Source organism: Enterobacter sp. BNK-8 (assembly GCF_048685095.1).
Taxonomy (GTDB): Bacteria; Pseudomonadota; Gammaproteobacteria; order Enterobacterales; family Enterobacteriaceae; genus Enterobacter; species Enterobacter quasiroggenkampii.
The window spans coordinates 3,595,888-3,614,663 of record NZ_JBLQTN010000001.1 but is presented as its reverse complement, the minus strand read 5'-3'; the positions used below and the strand labels follow the sequence as shown (position 1 = coordinate 3,614,663).

The following is an 18,776-nucleotide window of genomic DNA, read 5'->3' as shown; positions in this document are numbered from 1 at the left end:
TGCCTCAATTAAAGTACTTTCTGGTGCATGTTTGGGAAGTTTCATGACAAAAATTCTTAATGTTTAGAGAAGTGACTTTTCTGCGATTGTTTTTTATTTATAATTAATGGCAGCCATTGAATGATAGTCTACAGGAAGTCTTACTCATCAATGTGTGTATTGAGGGATGTCTAAAGCCAGAATACATTTATCGTTAATATAACAGCGCTATAAAACGAAGGCGGTCTTCTTTTCGCAGGATCGTTCTTGCTTTAATCTAAAAGGGATGGTTAGTGGCAACTTCAATAGTGTTAGTGACTCAGGATCGCTACCTTGTCAGGGGCATGCGGATATTTTTTCCGGATATTATCCTGCTCGATTCGATTGACAGAAACATATTTGATAACGGTGCAGATGAATATTCTGTATTGATTGATAGTCGTTGTCCGCTCCGTTTATATGATTACCTGATACGCCATCCGGCCAGAACGAGAAAAACGATCTGCTGCGTTATGCTTGATATGCGCCACCGCGAGGAGAATCTGCTCAGTATGAAGCTGTTTATGAACACGTCGTTGACGGCGCCAGACATGGCCTCGCTGTTTAACCTGGTGCTCAATATGAAGGGCCGACGCCTGACCACGAAGTGGCTGCTGAATTTACGGCTGAGTACGCATGAAACGATCATGTTGCGGTTGCTGAGGGCAGGGATGTCAATGGAGGAGATTGCAGGCGAGCTGAATACGTCGGTGAAAAGTCTCTATCGCAAACGGACGGCGCTCTCAGAACGGCTGGGGGCGGAGAACTTCAACGAGGCGTGTTTGTTTATCTTCAAAAACAAACTGCTGGGCACAGGTGGGAACGATCCCTAGGTTGGGGAGAGAACAAAAGCATAATTGCGGGCGGTATTCTGAGGTTTGAGAACGCTGGATGAGGACAACTTCCTGGCCTTGGGTTTGGATTTACTCTGGCTCAAAACGACATAAGGACGTTGTCATGGACACGATTGAAGAGTCTGGTCACCGCCACTGTAAGATATCTTCAACTATTTGATATAAATATAAATTTGACAAATATCGTCAGGTAGCGATTTATCCGTCAAATTCAGTTAAACTTCGTCACATGTTTCAGTGAGTTATGGGACGGTTAGTAGAATGACCAGCGAAGAAGCACTTTTAAAATCAGGTTTTAGTAAACGAGATCTTCAAAAGCTTAAAAACAATATCGAGAATTACGGTGGTTCGTTTGATAGCGTAACTCATGATCTGGCCAATCGTTTTAAGGCAATGAAGTGGATAACTATTATTGCCTTTATCATACTGGCTTTAACTCTTTTACTTGCATCCAGGGATACAAGTCTGACACTTGCGCTCACGTTATTGATTGTACTACCTTTTATCTGGTATATAACGCCAGCAAAACTTGGCTACAAATCCTGGCGTTACCGTAAAATGCTGACTAATTCTGAGACGGGTCGCTGACGGACAACAGATCAAAAATAATCTTAGCTTTCACGCCGTAACCCGCTATTTTCATTGTAAGCTGCGGGCGGCTCAATGTGCTCACCTTTCGGTAATAGTCTGTGGGTAGATAACGAAACAGTCGCCAGGTACCAGGTCGCCGTAACAAGCCAAAAATGGTATACGCATTAGCGGCCAGTGAGATTGATTTGTAGACACCTAAACCATTCTCACGACTAAAGCCCATAAACTCAGCTGTAGACATCGCGGCATTCGCGACCAGCCCTTCACTGGTAGTGTTGTTCGTTGCGTAGCGAGCCACTTCTTTACTGATGCTGTTTGCCCCGTCAGTAACCAGAATCGCACCAGCAAGAACTCCGAGAGGGGTCATCGTGCCAATCAGTGTAAATCCTGCGGCTATTTCAGCACCGGCCAGGACAACGCTAACTGCCGAGATAACATACCCAACAATTTTGTTATTCTCTCGGATGAACTCGACTTTCGCGTAAAGCTTCGCTGCCTTCGTTCGTAATAAACGAGCTTGTTCCAGGAGGTTATAGTTTTCTTCTCGAAGTATTTTAACGCAGTCCATGCATTCTTTATCTGATTTAGCCTGACGAGCTAGCGTAAACTGTTGTTCTATGAGGTCCCGAATTTCCTGAATGAACTTCATTCGAGTCAGACCATCGCTGAGATGAAAAGCCGACAGAGTGTTGGCTGTATTTACCAGTTTCCTGGCTTCCATATTCACCATCGTTTCCGCCCAGGCTTTATTTCTTCCACCTGATTGCATCATGTTAAGCAATGCTGCATCCATTGTAATTCCTCTCAATTGCTTTACCGGCGTCTGTTTAGACTGATAAACGGCTCCCTCTGACTGCCATGCGTGCCAACGCATGCACAATATAGTAGCAATGCGGTTACGGGGTCTGAAGCAGAAGTCGCTTTTTGCAGCTACACACCTCGGCCTACTAGACGGCTTTCACCGGGCATCACCGGATGTATCAGGCCAGATTTTTGCTCAATGGCATCAATGAGAAGCCCGTTCTGGCTTGAGTGGCCGCTGTAGTAGGGAAAGGGCAACACCAGCAGAAAGCCAGCCGTTTTTGTCGGGAATTTCACCATCAATCAGGCCGGATGTGCAGCACGACTGGACGTTTTCGGAGGCCCTGAGCAATCCGGTATGTGTCCACTGTATAGTAGGTGCCGTTTCGGTCTTTGGTAGGCTTTATCATAATGCCCATTTTGTACCACCGGGAAGCGGGGCCGGAGGAAAGATAAGGGGGGTAACTACTGATAAACCAACAAGTTGTTGACTCAGAAAGCAAAAACCCGCCACGAGGGCGGGTTCTTTAAATAGTGGTGCCCGGACTCGGAATCGAACCAAGGACACGGGGATTTTCAATCCCCTGCTCTACCGACTGAGCTATCCGGGCAACGGGGCGCATTAAACCCGATCTGCCCGGTGGCGTCAACGAAAAATGTTGTTTTCGTTACGGACTGCGCAATCTCTCACCATTTCGCCGCATCCTTAAGCGAAAAAGTGCGTCCAGAGCGCGGAGAGCGGCATGGCGAGCAGCAGTGCGGGCAGCATGTTCACCACGGCAAACATCTTGATCCCACAGATGCGCAGCCCGGTAGCCAGCAGCAGCAGGCCGCCGACGGCGGTAAAGTCTGCCATCATCGCCGGCGTAGTGAGCGGGAGAATTAACGTGGCGCAGGTAGCCAGTGCCAGCTGGATAAGCAGCATCGGGACGCAAATCGCCGCCACGGCAATGCCGAGCGTGGTGGCAAAAATGGTGGCGGTGAAGAAATCAAGAAACGCTTTTGCAATCAAAATGCTCGGGTCGCCCGTCATCCCTTCCTGCATCGAACCGAAAATCCCGGTGCCGCTGGCGCAAAACAGAATAATGATGGCGACATAGTTCTGAATAAACGTCTCGTGCGTGCCGTGTTTCGCCTTGCCCGGTCGGGCTATCAGGTTTTTGGCTTTGCTCACCGCGCTGTTAATGCCTTTTTCCAGATAGCAAAATTCGCCAATCAGCGCGCCGAGCAGGGTGGCCAACACCATCACCGGCAGGTTGGCGCATTTGACCACCAACAGAATACCGATCCCTAACGATGCAAGGCCGAATATTGAGGGCATGGAGGTGCGAATACGCTCCGGCAGCCGCTGGCTTAGCACTGCGCCGAGTACGCCGCCCAGCAATACGGCTCCTGCGTTGATAAATGGCCCGATAACCAAAATTAACTCCTGTTATTTAATCATTGATATTGCATTATTATGGCACGTCAGCACTGCGCGGGCCTTAGCTTTGGGTGGTTTCGTGCATACTGATTCCTTCTTGCACCTCAAAATAAAAGGTGACATTATTGCGCGAATTTTCTCCTCCCTGTCTCACCGTTCGGTGAGGGTAATTGCGCTTATGAAAACCATGAAAATCGCCGTTAGCCGCGAGCTGCTCTCAACTGTGTCTACGCACCGCGAAAAGGTGACGCTGGACAGCACGGATTTCACCGATGTGGCAGCCGTCGTCATGACGACGACAGAGAGTCGCAGCGGCATCCTTGCATTGCTGAAACGCACGGGCTTTCAGCTACCGGTGTTTATTTTCTCTCAGGAACCAACGGAGGTGCCTGACGGCGCCACCGCGGTCATCTCGGGTAAAGATCAGGAGTTTCTGGAGCTGGAAACTGCTGCCAGCCGTTACGAAGAGAACCTGCTGCCGCCGTTTTTTGACACCCTGTGTCAGTATGTGGAGATGGGCAACAGCACTTTCGCCTGTCCAGGACACCAGCACGGCGCCTTTTTCAAAAAACACCCGGCAGGGCGGCAGTTCTATGATTTCTTCGGTGAGAACGTATTTCGCGCCGACATGTGCAATGCCGACGTGAAGCTGGGCGATCTGCTGATCCACGAAGGGTCCGCCAAGCATGCGCAAAAATTCGCGGCGAAAGTGTTCAACGCGGATAAAACCTACTTCGTGCTGAACGGGACGTCGGCGGCCAACAAGGTGGTGACCAACGCGCTGCTTACCCGCGGCGATCTGGTGCTGTTCGACCGCAACAACCATAAATCTAACCACCACGGGGCGCTGATCCAGGCGGGTGCCACGCCGGTTTACCTTGAGGCCGCACGTAACCCGTTTGGCTTTATTGGCGGGATTGACGACCACTGCTTTGATGACGCGTATCTGCGGGATCTGATACGCGAGGCGGCGCCGGAGAAGGCCGACGAGGCGCGTCCGTTCCGCCTGGCGATCATTCAGCTAGGCACCTACGACGGGACGATCTACAACGCCCGTCAGGTGATCGACAAGATCGGCCATCTGTGCGACTACATCCTCTTTGACTCCGCCTGGGTGGGCTACGAGCAATTTATTCCGATGATGGCGGAAACATCCCCGCTGTTGCTGGAGCTGAACGAGAACGATCCGGGGATTTTCGTGACCCAGTCGGTGCACAAACAGCAGGCCGGATTCTCGCAAACCTCGCAGATCCATAAAAAGGATAACCACATTCGTGGTCAGGCGCGTTTCTGCCCGCACAAGCGGCTGAACAACGCCTTTATGCTGCATGCCTCCACCAGCCCGTTTTACCCGCTGTTTGCGGCACTGGATGTCAACGCGAAAATACATGAAGGGGAGAGCGGACGCAGGCTGTGGGCGGAGTGCGTCGAGCTGGGCATTGAGGCGCGCAAGGCGATCATTGCCAACTGCCATATGATCAAACCGTTTATCCCACCGGTGGTGGCGGGGCGGCCGTGGCAGGATCATCCGACGCACGCCATTGCCAGCGAGCTGCGCTTCTTCAGCTTCGAGCCGGGGGCCAACTGGCACGGGTTTGAGGGCTATGCAAGCGAGCAGTACTTTGTCGACCCGTGCAAGCTGCTGCTGACCACGCCGGGCATCGATGCCGAGACGGGGGAGTACACCGATTTCGGGATCCCGGCGACGATTCTGGCGCACTACCTGCGTGAAAACGGCATCGTGCCGGAGAAATGCGACCTTAACTCGATTCTGTTCCTGCTGACGCCTGCTGAAAGCAGCGAGAAGCTGGCGCAACTGGTGGCGATGCTGGGCCAGTTTGAACAGCATATTGAAGACGATACGCCGCTGTCGGACGTGCTGCCGACGATCTTCCAGAAATACCCGGTGCGCTACCGGGATTATACCCTCCGCCAGCTGTGCCAGGAGATGCACGATCTCTACGTCAGCTTTGACGTGAAGGATTTGCAGAAGGCGATGTTCCGCAAGGAGAGCCTGCCTGAGGTGGTGATGAATCCGCAGGATGCCAATCAGGCGTATATTCGCGGAGACGTGGAGCTGGTTCGCATCCGGGATGCCGAAGGGCGAATTGCGGCCGAAGGCGCGCTGCCCTATCCGCCGGGCGTACTGTGCGTGGTCCCGGGTGAAGTCTGGGGCGGGGCGGTACAGCGTTACTTCCTGGCACTGGAGGAGGGCATCAACCTGCTGCCGGGCTTCTCGCCGGAGCTGCAGGGCGTTTACAGCGAGAAGGATGCCGACGGGATTAAGCGGCTGTATGGATATGTGTTGAAGTAGACTCTTGCCCGAACGTAGGCCGGGTAAGCGTCAGCGCCACCCGGCGATTTGTCCGGTGGCGCAAGCTTACCGGGCCTACAATACAGCTTCAGGCTTCTGCGCGGCGGTACATCCTCCTAGGATGCCCAATCTTGCCGTACAGCATCTCCACGCTGAGAAACCCCGTCTCCACGCAGTGCTCCAGATAGCGGCGGGTGGTGGTTTTACTCAATCCCGTCTCGCTCACCACCTCATCCACGGTAAAGCAGTGCATTGCCTTGTCGTTAAACAGCGACTGCACCCGCGCCAGCGTATTTTCCTCAATGCCCTTGCTGCCGTTGTCCTGGCGGTAGTTTTTCGCCTGAAGCTGATACAGCGAATCCACGTTCTGCTGGTCGACAATCTTCCAGACCCTCTGCTGTTCGGCAAATTGCACAAACCGCTCCAGCGACTGACTGAGCCGCTTCCAGGAGACGGGCTTGAGGATGTAGTCGAACGCGCCGTTGCGGATCGCCTGGCTGCAGGTGTCCATATCGCTGGCGGCAGTAATAAAAATCACCGAGCAGTTGGCGCGGGCCAGCATGGGGTTATTGATCAGCGAGATCCCTTTGCCGTCCGGCAGATAGTTATCCAGCAGCACCAGCTGCGGCTGTTTGTTTGCAAGCTCTACCTGGGCCGCAGCCAGCGACGAGGCAATGCCCACCAGCCTCAGACGCGGATGTTTGCCTATCAGCTCCGCGTGCAGTTGCGCCAGTTCGTTCTCGTCTTCAACAATCAGTACGTCGATAAGTTCATGTTGCATAGTCGGTGTCTTCCAGTTGCCGGGCGGTTCCCGTGGCCGGGATAAACAGGGAGAAAATGGCGCCGCGCGGCGTATTATCGGCAACTTCTATCGCGCCGCCAGCCTGTGTGACATAGCTTTCGATCAGATACAGACCAATCCCATGATCGCCGCGTGTTTTGGTGGTGATGCCGCGCTCAAAGATCCGGTCACGGATCTCCGGCTTGATGCCCACGCCCTGGTCGGCCACTTCAATGATCAGCTCCTGTTCGCTGAGCTTTATCAGCACCTCCACCGGCGCGTGGGGAAGCGGCGACCGCTGTGTCGCTTCGATGGCGTTATCCAGCAGGTTGCCAATAATCGAAATCAGCTCTTGCTCCCCCAGCGGCAGGAACGGTCTGTCCAGCCGACATGCCGGGTCGAAACTCAGTTCGACGCCTTTCTCCCGCGCGCGGGCGGCTTTGCCCAGCAGCAGGCCGCACAGGGTCGGGGAGCTAAAGCGCGAAGAGATAAAGTCCAGCAGTTCCTGGGCGTGTTCAGACTGCGCCTGAATGTAGCCAATCGCCTCCTCATAGCGGCCCATGTGCAGCAGGCCGGAGAGGGTGGTCATCCGGTTTAGCTGCTCATGACGCATTATGCGGAGGTTATCGACATAGCGTTTGACCTGGCTAAGCTGGGCGCTAAGCGAGTCGATCTCGTTGCGATCGCGGAAGGTGATCACCCAGCCCTGCAGCGACCCCTCAAGCATGATGTGGACCCGGCTGGCAATCACCGTCAGATCGTTAAAACGGCAAATCTCGTCATGGGTATCTTTCGCCAGCATCGTCTGCGTGTCGAAGAACGGGACCGGATCGATCACCTGGCTTATCAGCTGCCCGCGCAGCTCGCGGGCCGGCTGGCTCAGCCCCAGCAGCTTGCGCGCCGCCTGGTTGATCACCTCAATCCGCCTTTGATCGTCAATGGCAATCACCCCTTCATAAATAGACTCCATCAGCGCCTTCTGCTGGCGCACCAGCAGGCCGATCTCGCGCGGCTCAAGGGAGAAGATCTGCTTCTTAATACTGCGGGTAAAGAACCAGGAGAAGATAAAGAGAGCAATCAGCAGCAGCACGGCGGCAATCAGGATATTGACCACTTTACTGACGGTAATGGTGTCCAGGTAGCTGGTGAGATAGCCGACCGAAACAATGCCGACCACCTGTCCGGCAGCGTTGAAAATGGGGGCTTTACTGCGCAGCGAAATGCCCAACCCGCCTTTACGGATGGTGGTGGTGCTTTTACCCTGCAATACGGCGTCGTTGTCACCGCCTACCAGCGTGGTGCCCACTCTGTCGGCGAAGACGGAGTGAAAAAGATGCTGGCCCTTATTATCGCCAATCACAATAAAGCTGGCGTCACTGTGCGCAGACATCTTCTGCATAAAGTCATGGATGGCGGAGATATTCTTTTGTTCAACTTCATGTCGCAATGTTGGAATAAGCGCAATCTCTTCAGCCTGTATTTTGGCGCGCGTGCTCATTTCCTGATAAAGCTGTTTCCCGACATCGGCATAATAATATCCGCCCAGTAACGCAAAAAGCACTGAGAAAAAGGCAACCAGCGAAATAAACAGCTTTATCTGGAAAGAGACTTTCATAACTCTCACGCAAGGTAGCGACAAAGATCGCCAATATATCATCTTTTTTCACGCGGGCGCCCGCTTTGCCGAAAACTTGTGATCCCTTGCACAGCGGGCGCTGTAAAAGCGTTATCCCAAAGACGGGTGGCATCTGGCTGCACGAATAAATGTTATTTGTTTGTTCAATTCAGAAAAGAAACCATAAAAACCACGACCATAAATAAGGCATAAATCACATTAAATAAAAGAAACCATTAAAACCATAGCTGCCATTAAAACTTCGCTTTTAATATGCCATTCCTCACATAAAGTAAGCCTTTGTGACTCTAAGCTGAACGCACAAAATAACCAAGGGGCTTATTATGAGCACAACTGACGATTCTTTCTCTGTTACCCACGACCCGATTGAAATTCAGCGACCTTCGCTTAAAGAGCGCTGGTGGCATATTATGGATACCTGGAAAATCGGGATTATTCCTCTGCCGCTGTTCGTTCTGGCGGGGGCACTGATCGCGATTGATTGCCTGGGCGGAAAACTGCCGAGCGATATCGTGGTGATGGTGGCGACGCTGGCCTTCTTCGGCTTTGCCTGCGGCGAGTTTGGCAAACGCCTGCCGATTGTCGGCAAGCTCGGCGCGGCGGCGATTTGCGCCACCTTTATCCCTTCCGCGCTGGTCTATTATGGCCTGCTGCCGGACGTGGTGGTCGAGTCCACCACCAAGTTCTACAAATCCACCAACATCCTCTACCTCTATATCTGCTGCATTATTGTCGGCAGCATCATGAGCATGAACCGCACGGTGCTGATTCAGGGCTTCCTGCGCATCTTCTTCCCGATGCTGTGCGGCGAAATCGTCGGCATGCTGGTGGGGATGGGCGTCGGCCTGGCGCTGGGTCTTGAGCCATTCCAGATCTTCTTCTTTATCATCCTGCCAATCATGGCGGGCGGCGTTGGGGAAGGGGCGATCCCGCTTTCCATCGGCTATGCCACCCTGCTGCATATGGACCAGGGCGTGGCGCTCGGTCGCGTGCTGCCGATGGTCATGCTCGGCGGTCTGACGGCGATCATCATCTCCGGCTGCCTGAACCAGCTTGGTAAACGCTACCCGCATCTGACCGGTGAAGGCCAACTGATGCCTAACCGCGCCAATGCCGATGCCACCGTCTCTCAGCCTGCATTCTCCGGCAAAGCGGACGTGACCACGATCGCCTCCGGCGCGCTGCTGGCGGTGCTGCTCTACATGCTGGGCATGCTCGGCCACAAGCTGATTGGCCTGCCTGCGCCGGTCGGCATGCTGTTTATGGCGGTGCTGGTGAAGCTCTGCAATGGCGCCTCTCCGCGCCTGCTGGAGGGCTCTCAGGTGGTGTACAAATTCTTCCAGACCTCTGTGACCTACCCGATTCTCTTTGCCGTTGGCGTGGCCATCACCCCATGGCATGAACTGGTGGCCGCCTTCACGCTGACCAACCTGCTGGTGATTATCAGCACCGTCTCCGCGCTGGTGGCGACCGGGTTCTTCGTTGGCAAAAAGATTGGCATGCACCCGATTGATGTCGCCATCGTCTCCTGCTGCCAGAGCGGCCAGGGCGGTACCGGCGACGTGGCGATCCTGACCGCAGGCAACCGCATGAGCCTGATGCCGTTCGCCCAGATTGCTACCCGTATCGGCGGGGCGATTAACGTCTCCATTTCTCTGCTGATTCTGGGCAACTTCCTCGTTTAAGTTTTCAGGAAAGAACAATGAAACTCGCAAGCTTTTTATACCAGGGAAAACGCAGCTACGGCATCGTGCAGGCCGACGGCGTGATTGATTTAGGCCGCCGTCTGGGCGACCGCTACAGCGACCTCAAGGCGCTGCTGCAGGGCAACGGGCTGGCGCAGGCCACCCGCTACCTGAACGATGCCGTGGACGTGCCGATGAGCGCCATCACCTTCTTACCGGTGATTGAGCAGCCGGAAAAAATCCTCTGCGTGGGCATGAACTACGCCGACAAGCGCAAGGAGTTTGACCAGCACAACCCGGCCCCGACGCTGTTTGTCCGCTTCCCGGATTCACAGACCGGCCACAACGAGCCGGTGCTGAAGCCGCGCCACTCCAGCGAATTCGACTACGAAGGCGAACTGGCGGTGATCATCGGTAAAGGCGGGGAGAACATCAGCCGCGACGACGCCCTGCGCCACGTCGCTGGCTACAGCTGCTACATGGACGGCTCCGCCCGCGACTGGCAGCACACCTGGTTCACCGCCGGTAAAAACTGGCGTCAGACCGGCGCGTTTGGTCCGTGGATGGCGACGGCGGATGAGATCCCCGATCCGCACCAACTGGCGATTCGCACCTGGCTGAACGGCCGCATGGTGCAGGAAGACAACACCAGCAGCATGATCCACAAGGTTGCGGAGCTGATCGAGTACATCAGCACCTTCACCCGCTTAAGTCCTGGCGATGTGATCATCACCGGATCCCCTGGTGGGGTGGGTAAAAAGCGTAACCCGCCGCTGTTTATGAAAGAGGGCGATCGCATTGAGGTGGAGATCGAGCATATCGGTCATCTGAGCAACGTGATTGTGGAAGCGCCAGCCGTCGGGCTTGCGGCAGCACATTAAGTAAGGCGGCAGCATGCACTCGCAACCCATCGATTTTCGCCACACGCTGGTGGCGAAACATCCGGAACGCTTAAGTCAGATCCGTTATCTGCTGGCAGACAGCGGCCTTGGTCTGGACAACGACATCACGCTGTTCGTCGAAGCCTGGTCCGGCTCGCAGTTGGTGGGTTGCGCAGGACTTGCCGCCAACGTCGTCAAGTGCGTGGCGGTTAACGAGCAGCTTCGCGGCGAGAACCTCAGCGCGCGACTGCTGGCAGAGGTGGAACATGCGGCGCTGGAGCGCGGCCATTTTCACCTCTTCCTCTGCACCCGTCCGTGCAACCGGGAGCGCTTTGCCCGCAGCGGCTTCTGGCCGATTGCCCAGAGCGGGAACAACGCCGTGCTGATGGAGAACACCCCGCAGGGGATCGCGCGCTACTGCCGTTCTCTGCGCGCGAACCGCAAGTGCGGGGAGAAGATTGGCGCCATCGTGATGAACGCCAATCCGTTCACCCTCGGCCACCGCCATCTGGTGGAGCAGTCGGCAGCGCAGTGTGACGCCCTGCACCTGTTCGTGGTGCGTGAAGACGCCTCGTTCTTCCCGTTCAGCGCGCGGCTCGAGATGGTGCGCGCGGGCGTGGCGCATCTGCCCAACGTGGTGGTGCATGAAGGCTCGCAGTACATCATCTCTCGCGCCACGTTTCCGGCCTACTTCCTGAAGGAGACCGGCAAAGTGCAGCAGGCGTGGAGCGAGATCGACGTGCTGATCTTCCGGGACTTTATCGCCCCGGCGCTCGGCATTACGCACCGCTTCATCGGCTCGGAGCCGTTCTGCGATATCACCCGCCAGTACAACCAGACGCTGCACGACCTGCTGGCCTCGCATATCGAGGTGGTGGAAATGCCGCGCATCAAGGCCACCGGCAACGCCATATCGGCGTCCGAAGTGCGCCGATTACTGAAGACACAGCAGTTTTCCCGGATCCGGGAGATTGTCCCGGACTCCACCTTCGCGCATCTCGAAACGCATTACCGTGCGAGTGCGGAAGTCGCTTAACTACCAGGAAATTATCATGAAAATTGTAAGGGAGGCGCTGGCCGGAACGCAGGAGTCCAGCGACCTGATGGTGAAAATCGCTCCTGCTCACGGCGAGCTGGAGATCGTCATCCACAGCGAAGTGATTAAGCAGTTTGGCGAGCACATTCGCCAGGTGGTCAACGACACATTGCGCGCCATGAACGTGCACCAGGGATTAATCATTATTGAAGACAAAGGGGCGCTGGACTGTGTGATTCGCGCCCGTCTGCAAAGCGCGCTGATGCGTGCCGCCGATGAACAGGCCATCAACTGGGGGGCGCTGAAATGAGCAAACTCCGCCGCAGCATGCTGTTCCTGCCTGGCGCCAATGCCGCCATGCTCTCCACCGCCTTTATCTACCGTCCCGACTCCATCATGTTTGACCTTGAGGACGCCGTTGCCCTGCGCGAGAAGGATACCGCGCGCATGCTGGTGTTTCACGCGCTGCAGCACCCGATGTATCAGGATATCGAAACCGTGGTGCGCATTAACCCGCTGAGCACGCCGTTTGGCCTGCTGGATCTGGAAGCCGCCGTGCGGGCAGGCGTGGATGTGATTCGTCTGCCGAAAACCGATACCCCGGACGATATCTACGAGCTGGAGGGCCACCTCGAGCGCATCGAGCAGGCGTGCGGCCGCGAGATCGGCTCCACCCGCGTGATGGCGGCGATTGAATCGGCCATTGGCGTCATCAACGCCGTGGCGATTGCCCGCAGCTCTCCGCGCCTCATCGGCATTGCGCTGGCCGCCTTTGACTATGTGATGGACATGCAGACCGAGCGCGGCGACGGCACCGAGCTGTTCTACGCCCGCTGCGCCGTGCTGCACGCCGCCCGCGCGGCGGGTATCGACGCCTTCGACGTGGTGTGGTCAGACGTTAACGACGAGGCCGGGTTCCTGCGCGAGGTCGATCTGATCCGCAAGATGGGCTTCAACGGCAAATCGCTGATTAACCCGCGCCAGATTGACCTGCTGCACAACGCCTACGCCCCGACGCAGGAAGAGGTGGATCACGCCAGAAGGGTGATTGAGGCGGCAGAAGAGGGCGAGCGTAACGGCCTGGGCGTGGTGTCGCTTAACGGCAAAATGGTGGATGCACCGATTATTAACCACGCGCAGGTGGTGCTGGAGCGCGCGGCGGCTTCCGGCGTGCGTCGGTAAGGATAAGACAATGAATCAGACTGAACTTCTTCATGTGAATTTTCCCCATCTGCGGGACTTAAAACCCTTTGATACCGCCCACAGCACCACGCCGTGGCTGGCGGACAGCGATGCGAAGCACAGCCGCAAGCTCTGCGCCTCTGTTGAAGAGGCGGTTAAGCGCTGCGGCCTGCAGGACGGGATGACCATCTCCTTCCACCATGCGTTTCGCGAAGGCGACCGGGTGATCAACACCGTCGTGGCGCTGCTGGCGCGGATGGGCTTCAAAAACCTGACGCTGGCCTCCAGCTCGCTGATGACCTGCAACGACGCGCTGATCGAGCATATCGAAAGCGGCGTCATCACCCGGATTTACACCTCGGGCATGCGCGGCAGGCTGGCGGACGCCATCTCCCACGGGCTGATGGACGAGCCGGTGCAAATTCACTCCCACGGCGGGCGCGTGAAGCTGCTCCAGGACGGCGAGCTGAATATCGACGTGGCATTTCTCGGTGTGCCGTGCAGCGATGAGTTTGGCAACGCCAACGGGACGCACGGCAAATCGTGCTGCGGCTCCCTGGGCTACGCCATGGTGGACGCGCACTTTGCCCACAAGGTGGTGCTGCTGACTGAAGAACTAGTGCCGTTCCCGAATATGCCCGCGAGCCTGGTGCAGGACCAGGTGGACTACATCGTGCAGGTTGAGAGCGTGGGCGATCCGGCGAAAATCAGCGTCGGCGCGGCGCGCGTCACCAGCAACCCGCGCGAGCTGATGATCGCCCGCTATGCGGCGGACGTGATCGAGCATTCCGGCTACTTCAAGCCGGGTTTCTCGATGCAGACCGGCTCCGGCGCGGCGGCCACGGCCTGCACCCGCTTTATGGAAGAGAAGATGGAGCGCAGCGGCGTGAAGGCGCGCTTTGCGCTCGGCGGCATCACCGGCAGCCTGGTGGATCTGCACGAGAAGGGGCTCATCGAAAAGCTGCTCGATACCCAGTGCTTTGACGGTCAGGCGGCGGCCTCGCTGGCGCTCAACCCGAACCATGTCGAGATCTCCACCAACGTTTACGCCAACCCCGGCAGCAAGGCGGCAAGCTGCGATCAGCTCGACGTGGTGATCCTCAGCGCCCTGGAAATCGACGTCGAGTTCAACGTCAACGTCATCACCGGATCCGACGGCGTGATGCGCGGCGCGTCCGGCGGGCACTGCGACGTGGCCGCCGCGGCGAACCTGACCATCGTCGTTGCCCCTCTGCTGCGCAGCCGCATTCCGACGGTCGTGAAGCGGGTTACCACGCGCCTCACGCCGGGGGAGAGCATCGACGTGCTGGTCACCGATCACGGCATCGCGGTCAACCCGGCGCGCCCGGAGATCCGCGAACGACTCATGGAAGCCGGGCTGAAGGTTGTGGATATCAACGCGCTGTACGAGCGGGCGATCTCCCTGACCGGCGTCCCGAAACCGATTGAGTTTACCGACAAAATCGTCGGGGTGATCCGCTACCGCGACGGCAGCGTGATCGACACCGTGCGACAGGTGAAGGAGGAAGTATGACTTTAGCGACACCCGTGCGGGCGGGTGTCAGCCTTGACGAACTGCTGGCGGCGAAAGAGCGCCGCGCAGCGCGCCAGGCTGACATGCTTGAGCACTATCAACAACCGGTGATTTCCCTCACTCTGGTCACGCCAGGGGAGATCAAGGACAGCCTGCGCTACCGCAATACCATGGGCGTGGCGCTGCAGATGTGCGACCAGCTGCTGTGGGAAAACCGCTGGCAGGTGCTGGACCGTCAGGTGCTGTGGCTCCCGACCGGACCTGAAGCCCTCTGGTGCGTGGCCCATCCGGCGGTGGAAATCAAAGCGCACTGTGCGGATCTGGAGCAGACGCACCCGCTCGGCAGGCTGTGGGATCTGGACGTGATTTGCCCTCAGCACGGCCACGTCGGGCGTCAGTCGCTGGGGGCGAATCTCAGGCGCTGCCTGATCTGCGACGCGCCCGCCCACGCCTGTTCCCGTTCGCGCAACCACCCCGTTGAGCAGGTGGTTTCCCGCGTGGAGAAGACGATCGATGACTGGTTTGCTCGCGACTAAACCGCACCCGGTTGACGTGCCCGCGCTTGCTGAAGCGGCGCTGTGGCAGGAGCTGGAGCTGACGCCCAAGCCGGGGCTGGTGGACACGCTCAACAACGGTTCCCATCGCGATATGGACCACGCGCTGTTTGTTCGCAGCATCGTGGCAATTACGCCGTGGTTTTCGCGCTTTGCCGAGCTGGGCAGCGCGCATGCGGATAAACCCGCTGGCGAACAGCTACGCCTTCTCCGCCCTATAGGGCTGGCCTGCGAGCAGGCGATGTATGCCGCGACGAACGGAGCGAACACCCACAAAGGCGGGATTTTTGCCCTGGGTTTACTGTGCTTCGCCGCCGGGCGTGTGAAAAATATCTCCGCAGAGAGCCTCTGTTGTGAGGTGAGTAACATCTGCCGCGGGCTGGTGTCGCGGGAGCTGGCCGCACGCAGCGGACAGGCGACGGCGGGCGAGCGACAGTTCCATCAGTACGGCTTAACCGGCGCGCGCGGTGAGGCGGAGAGCGGCTTTGCGACGGTGCGTAAGGCGCTGGCGCAGTGGAATGGACATTCACTTCACGGCCTGCTGTTACGCCTGATGGCCGTCAATCAGGACAGCAATCTGGTATCTCGCGGCGGCATGGAAGGGCTGCGCTACGTTCAGGGCTACGCGCGGGAACTGCTGGCTAACGGCTGGGACCGCGAGGCGTTGATCAGAATGGATAACGCACTGATTGAACGGAACCTGAGCCCGGGCGGCAGCGCGGATTTACTGTCGGTGGGGTGGGTGCTGTCTGGAATAAAATAGCCGGGTGGCGGCTTCGCCTTACCCGGCCTACGGTCTGGTTTTGTAGGCCCGGTAAGCGCTAGCGCCACCGGGCACAACAATCAATGCGCGATCGGCTGCGCACCGTGCGGTTCACGTACGTGCTTGTACTTGAACAGCGCGATGAACGCGAAGAACAGCACCAGCGAGTACGCCGCGAAGATCAGCCACACCGGCTGCCAGTTGGTGATGCCGTTGGTGGTGTACATCTCAACCACTTTACCGCTCACCACGCCGCCCAGAATACAGCCGAAGCCGTTGGTCATCATCAGGAACATACCCTGCGCGCTGGCGCGGATTTCAGGCTTCACTTCTTTTTCCACAAACACCGAACCGGAGATGTTGAAGAAGTCGAAGGCGCAGCCGTAAACAATCATCGACAGCACCAGCAGCACGGTGCCGAACGGGCTTGGGTCGCCATAGGCGAACAGACCGAAGCGCAACATCCACGCCGCGATACTGATCAGCATGACGTTCTTGATGCCGTAGCGGCTCAGGAAGAACGGGATGGTAAGGATGAACAGCGTCTCAGAGATCTGAGAGATGGACATCATCACCGACGCATGTTCAACGATAAAGCTGCCGGAGAACAGCGGATTGTTATCGAAGCTGTGCAGGAAGGTGTTGCCGAACATGTTGGTGATCTGCAGCTCCGCGCCCAGCAGCATGGAGAAGATAAAGAAGATCGCCATGCGTTTGTTTTTGAACAGCGCGAAGGCATCCAGGCCGAGCATGGTGCTCCAGCTCTGGTTTTTCTGCTGGTTAGACACCGGAATGGTTGGCAGCGTCAGGGTGAAGATCGCCAGCAGCACGGAGAGCGCCGCACCGATATAGAGCTGCATATGGCTCAGTTCGAAGCCCGCGAAGCTTACGCCCCACATCGCCATGATAAAGCCGATGGTGCCCCAGATACGGATTGGCGGGAAATCGGTCACGATATCCATATCCGCGGATTTCAGACGGTAGTAGGAGATGGTGTTGATCAGCCCAAGCGTTGGCATATAGGCCAGCGAGTTAAGCAGGATCACCATGAACATTGCCCCCGGCGTGGTCACCTGAGCCGCCATAAACAGCGTCCCCGCGCCCACCAGATGGCAAAGCATGTACAGCCATTTGGCGCTTAACCATTTATCCGCCACGATCCCCAGCAGCGTCGGCATGAAGACCGCCGCAATACCGAGCGAGCTGTATACGGCACCGATTGACGCACCATCGAACTTGAGCGTCACAAACATATAGGAGCCGAGTGTAGTCAGCCAGCTACCCCACAGGCAGAACTGCAGAAACGACAATATTTTAAGCTGCAGCTTAAGGTTCATGTTACTTTCCTCACAAGTGAGCGGGAGATATGTTGTTATAGGAACATTCAGGGTTGTTATTTGATGCAATTCTATCAGTTGGCAACGATATGTTTTGTTATCTCCCGCAAAAAAATGCAATCCACATTAATTTGCAGTTTGGATTGTGATGCAAATAACATTTTCGTATGGGTGGGGGGAAGCAGAACACCTTCTCCTTGCAGGAGAAGGTGTGTTGATTATCGACGACGATAGTTTTTCTGCGCCGTATTCACCTTATACAGGTACCGGCGGGATTCCGCAGACGGGTGGCGGGTGGTGAGGGTGGAGTAGACATCCCCCGGCGCCATGCTGTTGATGATGTTCGCGGCCTGCACTTTGTCATTCGAGAAGACGCGCAGCACGCTGCCCGCGCCGCCGTTATAGGCGGTGATCACCGCATAGCGACGCGACGTTGGGTTATCGATACCGCCGAGGTACACATTGTTCAGCATCGCCAGATAGGCGGTGCCGGTATCAATGTTGCTCTGCGGGTCGAACAGATAGCTGCGGCTCGGCGTGCCGGATTTCCCCTGCGCACGGAAGACGTCTTTCCCGGCGCTGTGCTGCACCACCTGCATCAGCCCCAGGGCGTCGGAACGGCTTACCGCATACGGGTTAAACGAGGATTCGGTCTGCATAATCGCCAGGATCAGCGACTCATCCACGCCGTACTTACGCGAGGCCTGACGCACCATGCCCAGATATTTATGCGCACGCTTGTCGAGGTGGTTCGGGACGAGGTTGATGGTGACGCTGTAGATAATCTTCAGGCCGTTAGAGCGGCTCTTCAGGCGCGTCTGCAGCAGGTAGTCGGCAAATTTCGTGGCGCGACCTTCCCAGCGGATCGGCTGACCGGTCTGATCGACAACCTGACCGTACAGGAACGGCTCTTTCGAGATGGTGATATCGTCGGCATCGGAGTAGAGATCGATAGAGCCCGGATCGTCACCCATCAGCAGGGTTTTGATAATCGCCTGACGGAGTCGTGCCTCAGGGTCCGTGCCTGCGATGGTCTCAATCGTGATCGTCCCCTCATCAAAGTTGATGTGGCTACGGGTCAGATAGGCGTCGGTGTACTTAACGTAGTCCTTAGGTCCGGCAATAAGAACTTCGTTAAATCCCCATATATTCTCGATGTTATGGGCAAACTGCCCCATCAAAATGTCAAAACCGTTGGTGTCCTTGATCCAGGCCTCGTTGTAATCATCGCCTTTTTTTGACGAACACGAGACCAGCAACGGCGCAACAAGGGCTAGCGCTAAAAGTTTTTTCATCATTCCGGGAGTGCGTGTTGTGTTTGCCTGGTCGTTGCTGTTGCCCGGCGGCGCTATGCTTGCCCGGGCCTACGGTTTTGTAGGCCGGGTA

The 18,776-nt window shown here is 56.7% G+C and carries 17 protein-coding genes and 1 tRNA gene; 11 read left to right on the top strand and 7 right to left on the bottom strand.

Going from position 1 to position 18,776, the window contains the following annotated elements:
• The first annotated feature begins 323 nt into the window (after window positions 1-323).
• Complete coding sequence (locus tag ACMGGU_RS17380) at window positions 324-851, top strand: LuxR C-terminal-related transcriptional regulator (RefSeq protein ID WP_045909946.1); 528 nt, start codon at window positions 324-326, stop codon at window positions 849-851.
• A gap of 282 nt (window positions 852-1,133) precedes the next feature.
• Entirely contained in the window at window positions 1,134-1,460 is a 327-nt protein-coding gene (locus tag ACMGGU_RS17375) for a hypothetical protein (RefSeq protein ID WP_039265473.1), read from the top strand.
• Here the strand turns inward: ACMGGU_RS17375 and ACMGGU_RS17370 are convergent.
• The 3 genes from ACMGGU_RS17370 to ACMGGU_RS17360 form a co-directional block, all read right to left on the bottom strand.
• Window positions 1,438-2,256 carry a DUF4225 domain-containing protein gene (locus ACMGGU_RS17370; RefSeq protein WP_023326053.1) on the bottom strand — a complete coding sequence of 273 codons (819 nt, stop codon included), beginning with the start codon at window positions 2,254-2,256 and terminating at the stop codon, window positions 1,438-1,440. The genes ACMGGU_RS17375 and ACMGGU_RS17370 overlap by 23 nt on opposite strands.
• A gap of 543 nt (window positions 2,257-2,799) precedes the next feature.
• Window positions 2,800-2,875 (bottom strand) — tRNA-Phe (locus tag ACMGGU_RS17365).
• A 95-nt stretch (window positions 2,876-2,970) separates the two neighbouring features.
• Window positions 2,971-3,684: a DUF554 domain-containing protein gene (locus tag ACMGGU_RS17360; protein WP_032653359.1), complete on the bottom strand. Its 714-nt coding sequence runs from the start codon at window positions 3,682-3,684 to the stop codon at window positions 2,971-2,973.
• A gap of 181 nt (window positions 3,685-3,865) precedes the next feature.
• Here ACMGGU_RS17360 and ACMGGU_RS17355 point away from each other — a divergent pair, with 181 nt between their 5' ends.
• Window positions 3,866-6,001, top strand: a complete 2,136-nt coding sequence (locus tag ACMGGU_RS17355; protein ID WP_262796663.1) for an ornithine decarboxylase — start codon at window positions 3,866-3,868, stop codon at window positions 5,999-6,001.
• An 88-nt stretch (window positions 6,002-6,089) separates the two neighbouring features.
• Here ACMGGU_RS17355 and ACMGGU_RS17350 read toward each other — a convergent pair whose 3' ends face one another.
• Together ACMGGU_RS17350 and ACMGGU_RS17345 are read right to left on the bottom strand one after the other, a co-directional pair.
• Window positions 6,090-6,782: a response regulator gene (locus ACMGGU_RS17350; RefSeq protein ID WP_262796664.1), complete on the bottom strand. Its 693-nt coding sequence runs from the start codon at window positions 6,780-6,782 to the stop codon at window positions 6,090-6,092.
• On the bottom strand, window positions 6,772-8,397 hold the full coding sequence (locus tag ACMGGU_RS17345) for an ATP-binding protein (RefSeq protein ID WP_262778826.1): 1,626 nt from the start codon (window positions 8,395-8,397) through the stop codon (window positions 6,772-6,774). The genes ACMGGU_RS17350 and ACMGGU_RS17345 overlap by 11 nt, the downstream gene beginning before the upstream one ends.
• A 344-nt stretch (window positions 8,398-8,741) precedes the next feature.
• On the opposite strand from ACMGGU_RS17345, the gene ACMGGU_RS17340 reads away from it, so the two are divergent.
• From ACMGGU_RS17340 to citG, 8 genes are read left to right on the top strand one after another with little or no spacing between them, the layout of a single operon-like run.
• Complete coding sequence (locus ACMGGU_RS17340; RefSeq protein ID WP_021242090.1) at window positions 8,742-10,103, top strand: 2-hydroxycarboxylate transporter family protein; 1,362 nt, start codon at window positions 8,742-8,744, stop codon at window positions 10,101-10,103.
• Window positions 10,104-10,120: 17 nt separating this feature from the next.
• Window positions 10,121-10,984: a fumarylacetoacetate hydrolase family protein gene (locus ACMGGU_RS17335; RefSeq protein WP_045134818.1), complete on the top strand. Its 864-nt coding sequence runs from the start codon at window positions 10,121-10,123 to the stop codon at window positions 10,982-10,984.
• A gap of 13 nt (window positions 10,985-10,997) precedes the next feature.
• On the top strand, window positions 10,998-12,020 hold the full coding sequence (gene citC, locus ACMGGU_RS17330) for a [citrate (pro-3S)-lyase] ligase (RefSeq protein ID WP_420300770.1): 1,023 nt from the start codon (window positions 10,998-11,000) through the stop codon (window positions 12,018-12,020).
• 16 nt (window positions 12,021-12,036) lie between these two features.
• A complete protein-coding gene (gene citD / locus ACMGGU_RS17325) occupies window positions 12,037-12,330 on the top strand; it encodes a citrate lyase acyl carrier protein (protein WP_021242087.1) in 294 nt (97 codons plus the stop codon).
• A complete protein-coding gene (gene citE, locus ACMGGU_RS17320) occupies window positions 12,327-13,202 on the top strand; it encodes a citrate (pro-3S)-lyase subunit beta (RefSeq protein ID WP_023344877.1) in 876 nt (291 codons plus the stop codon). The genes citD and citE overlap by 4 nt, the downstream gene beginning before the upstream one ends.
• A 10-nt stretch (window positions 13,203-13,212) precedes the next feature.
• Window positions 13,213-14,736 carry a citrate lyase subunit alpha gene (gene citF / locus ACMGGU_RS17315; RefSeq protein ID WP_420300769.1) on the top strand — a complete coding sequence of 508 codons (1,524 nt, stop codon included), beginning with the start codon at window positions 13,213-13,215 and terminating at the stop codon, window positions 14,734-14,736.
• Window positions 14,733-15,272, top strand: coding sequence for a citrate lyase holo-[acyl-carrier protein] synthase (gene citX / locus ACMGGU_RS17310; RefSeq protein ID WP_023618643.1), 540 nt, complete (start codon window positions 14,733-14,735; stop codon window positions 15,270-15,272). The genes citF and citX overlap by 4 nt, the downstream gene beginning before the upstream one ends.
• Window positions 15,250-16,053, top strand: a complete 804-nt coding sequence (gene citG / locus ACMGGU_RS17305; protein WP_420300768.1) for a triphosphoribosyl-dephospho-CoA synthase CitG — start codon at window positions 15,250-15,252, stop codon at window positions 16,051-16,053. Before citX ends, citG begins: the two co-directional genes overlap by 23 nt.
• Before the next feature lie 80 nt (window positions 16,054-16,133).
• On the opposite strand, the gene ACMGGU_RS17300 is transcribed toward citG, so the two are convergent.
• A complete protein-coding gene (locus ACMGGU_RS17300) occupies window positions 16,134-17,390 on the bottom strand; it encodes a nucleoside permease (RefSeq protein WP_008499767.1) in 1,257 nt (418 codons plus the stop codon).
• 218 nt (window positions 17,391-17,608) lie between these two features.
• On the bottom strand, window positions 17,609-18,685 hold the full coding sequence (gene mltC, locus ACMGGU_RS17295; RefSeq protein WP_420300767.1) for a membrane-bound lytic murein transglycosylase MltC: 1,077 nt from the start codon (window positions 18,683-18,685) through the stop codon (window positions 17,609-17,611).
• Window positions 18,686-18,776 lie beyond the last annotated feature (91 nt).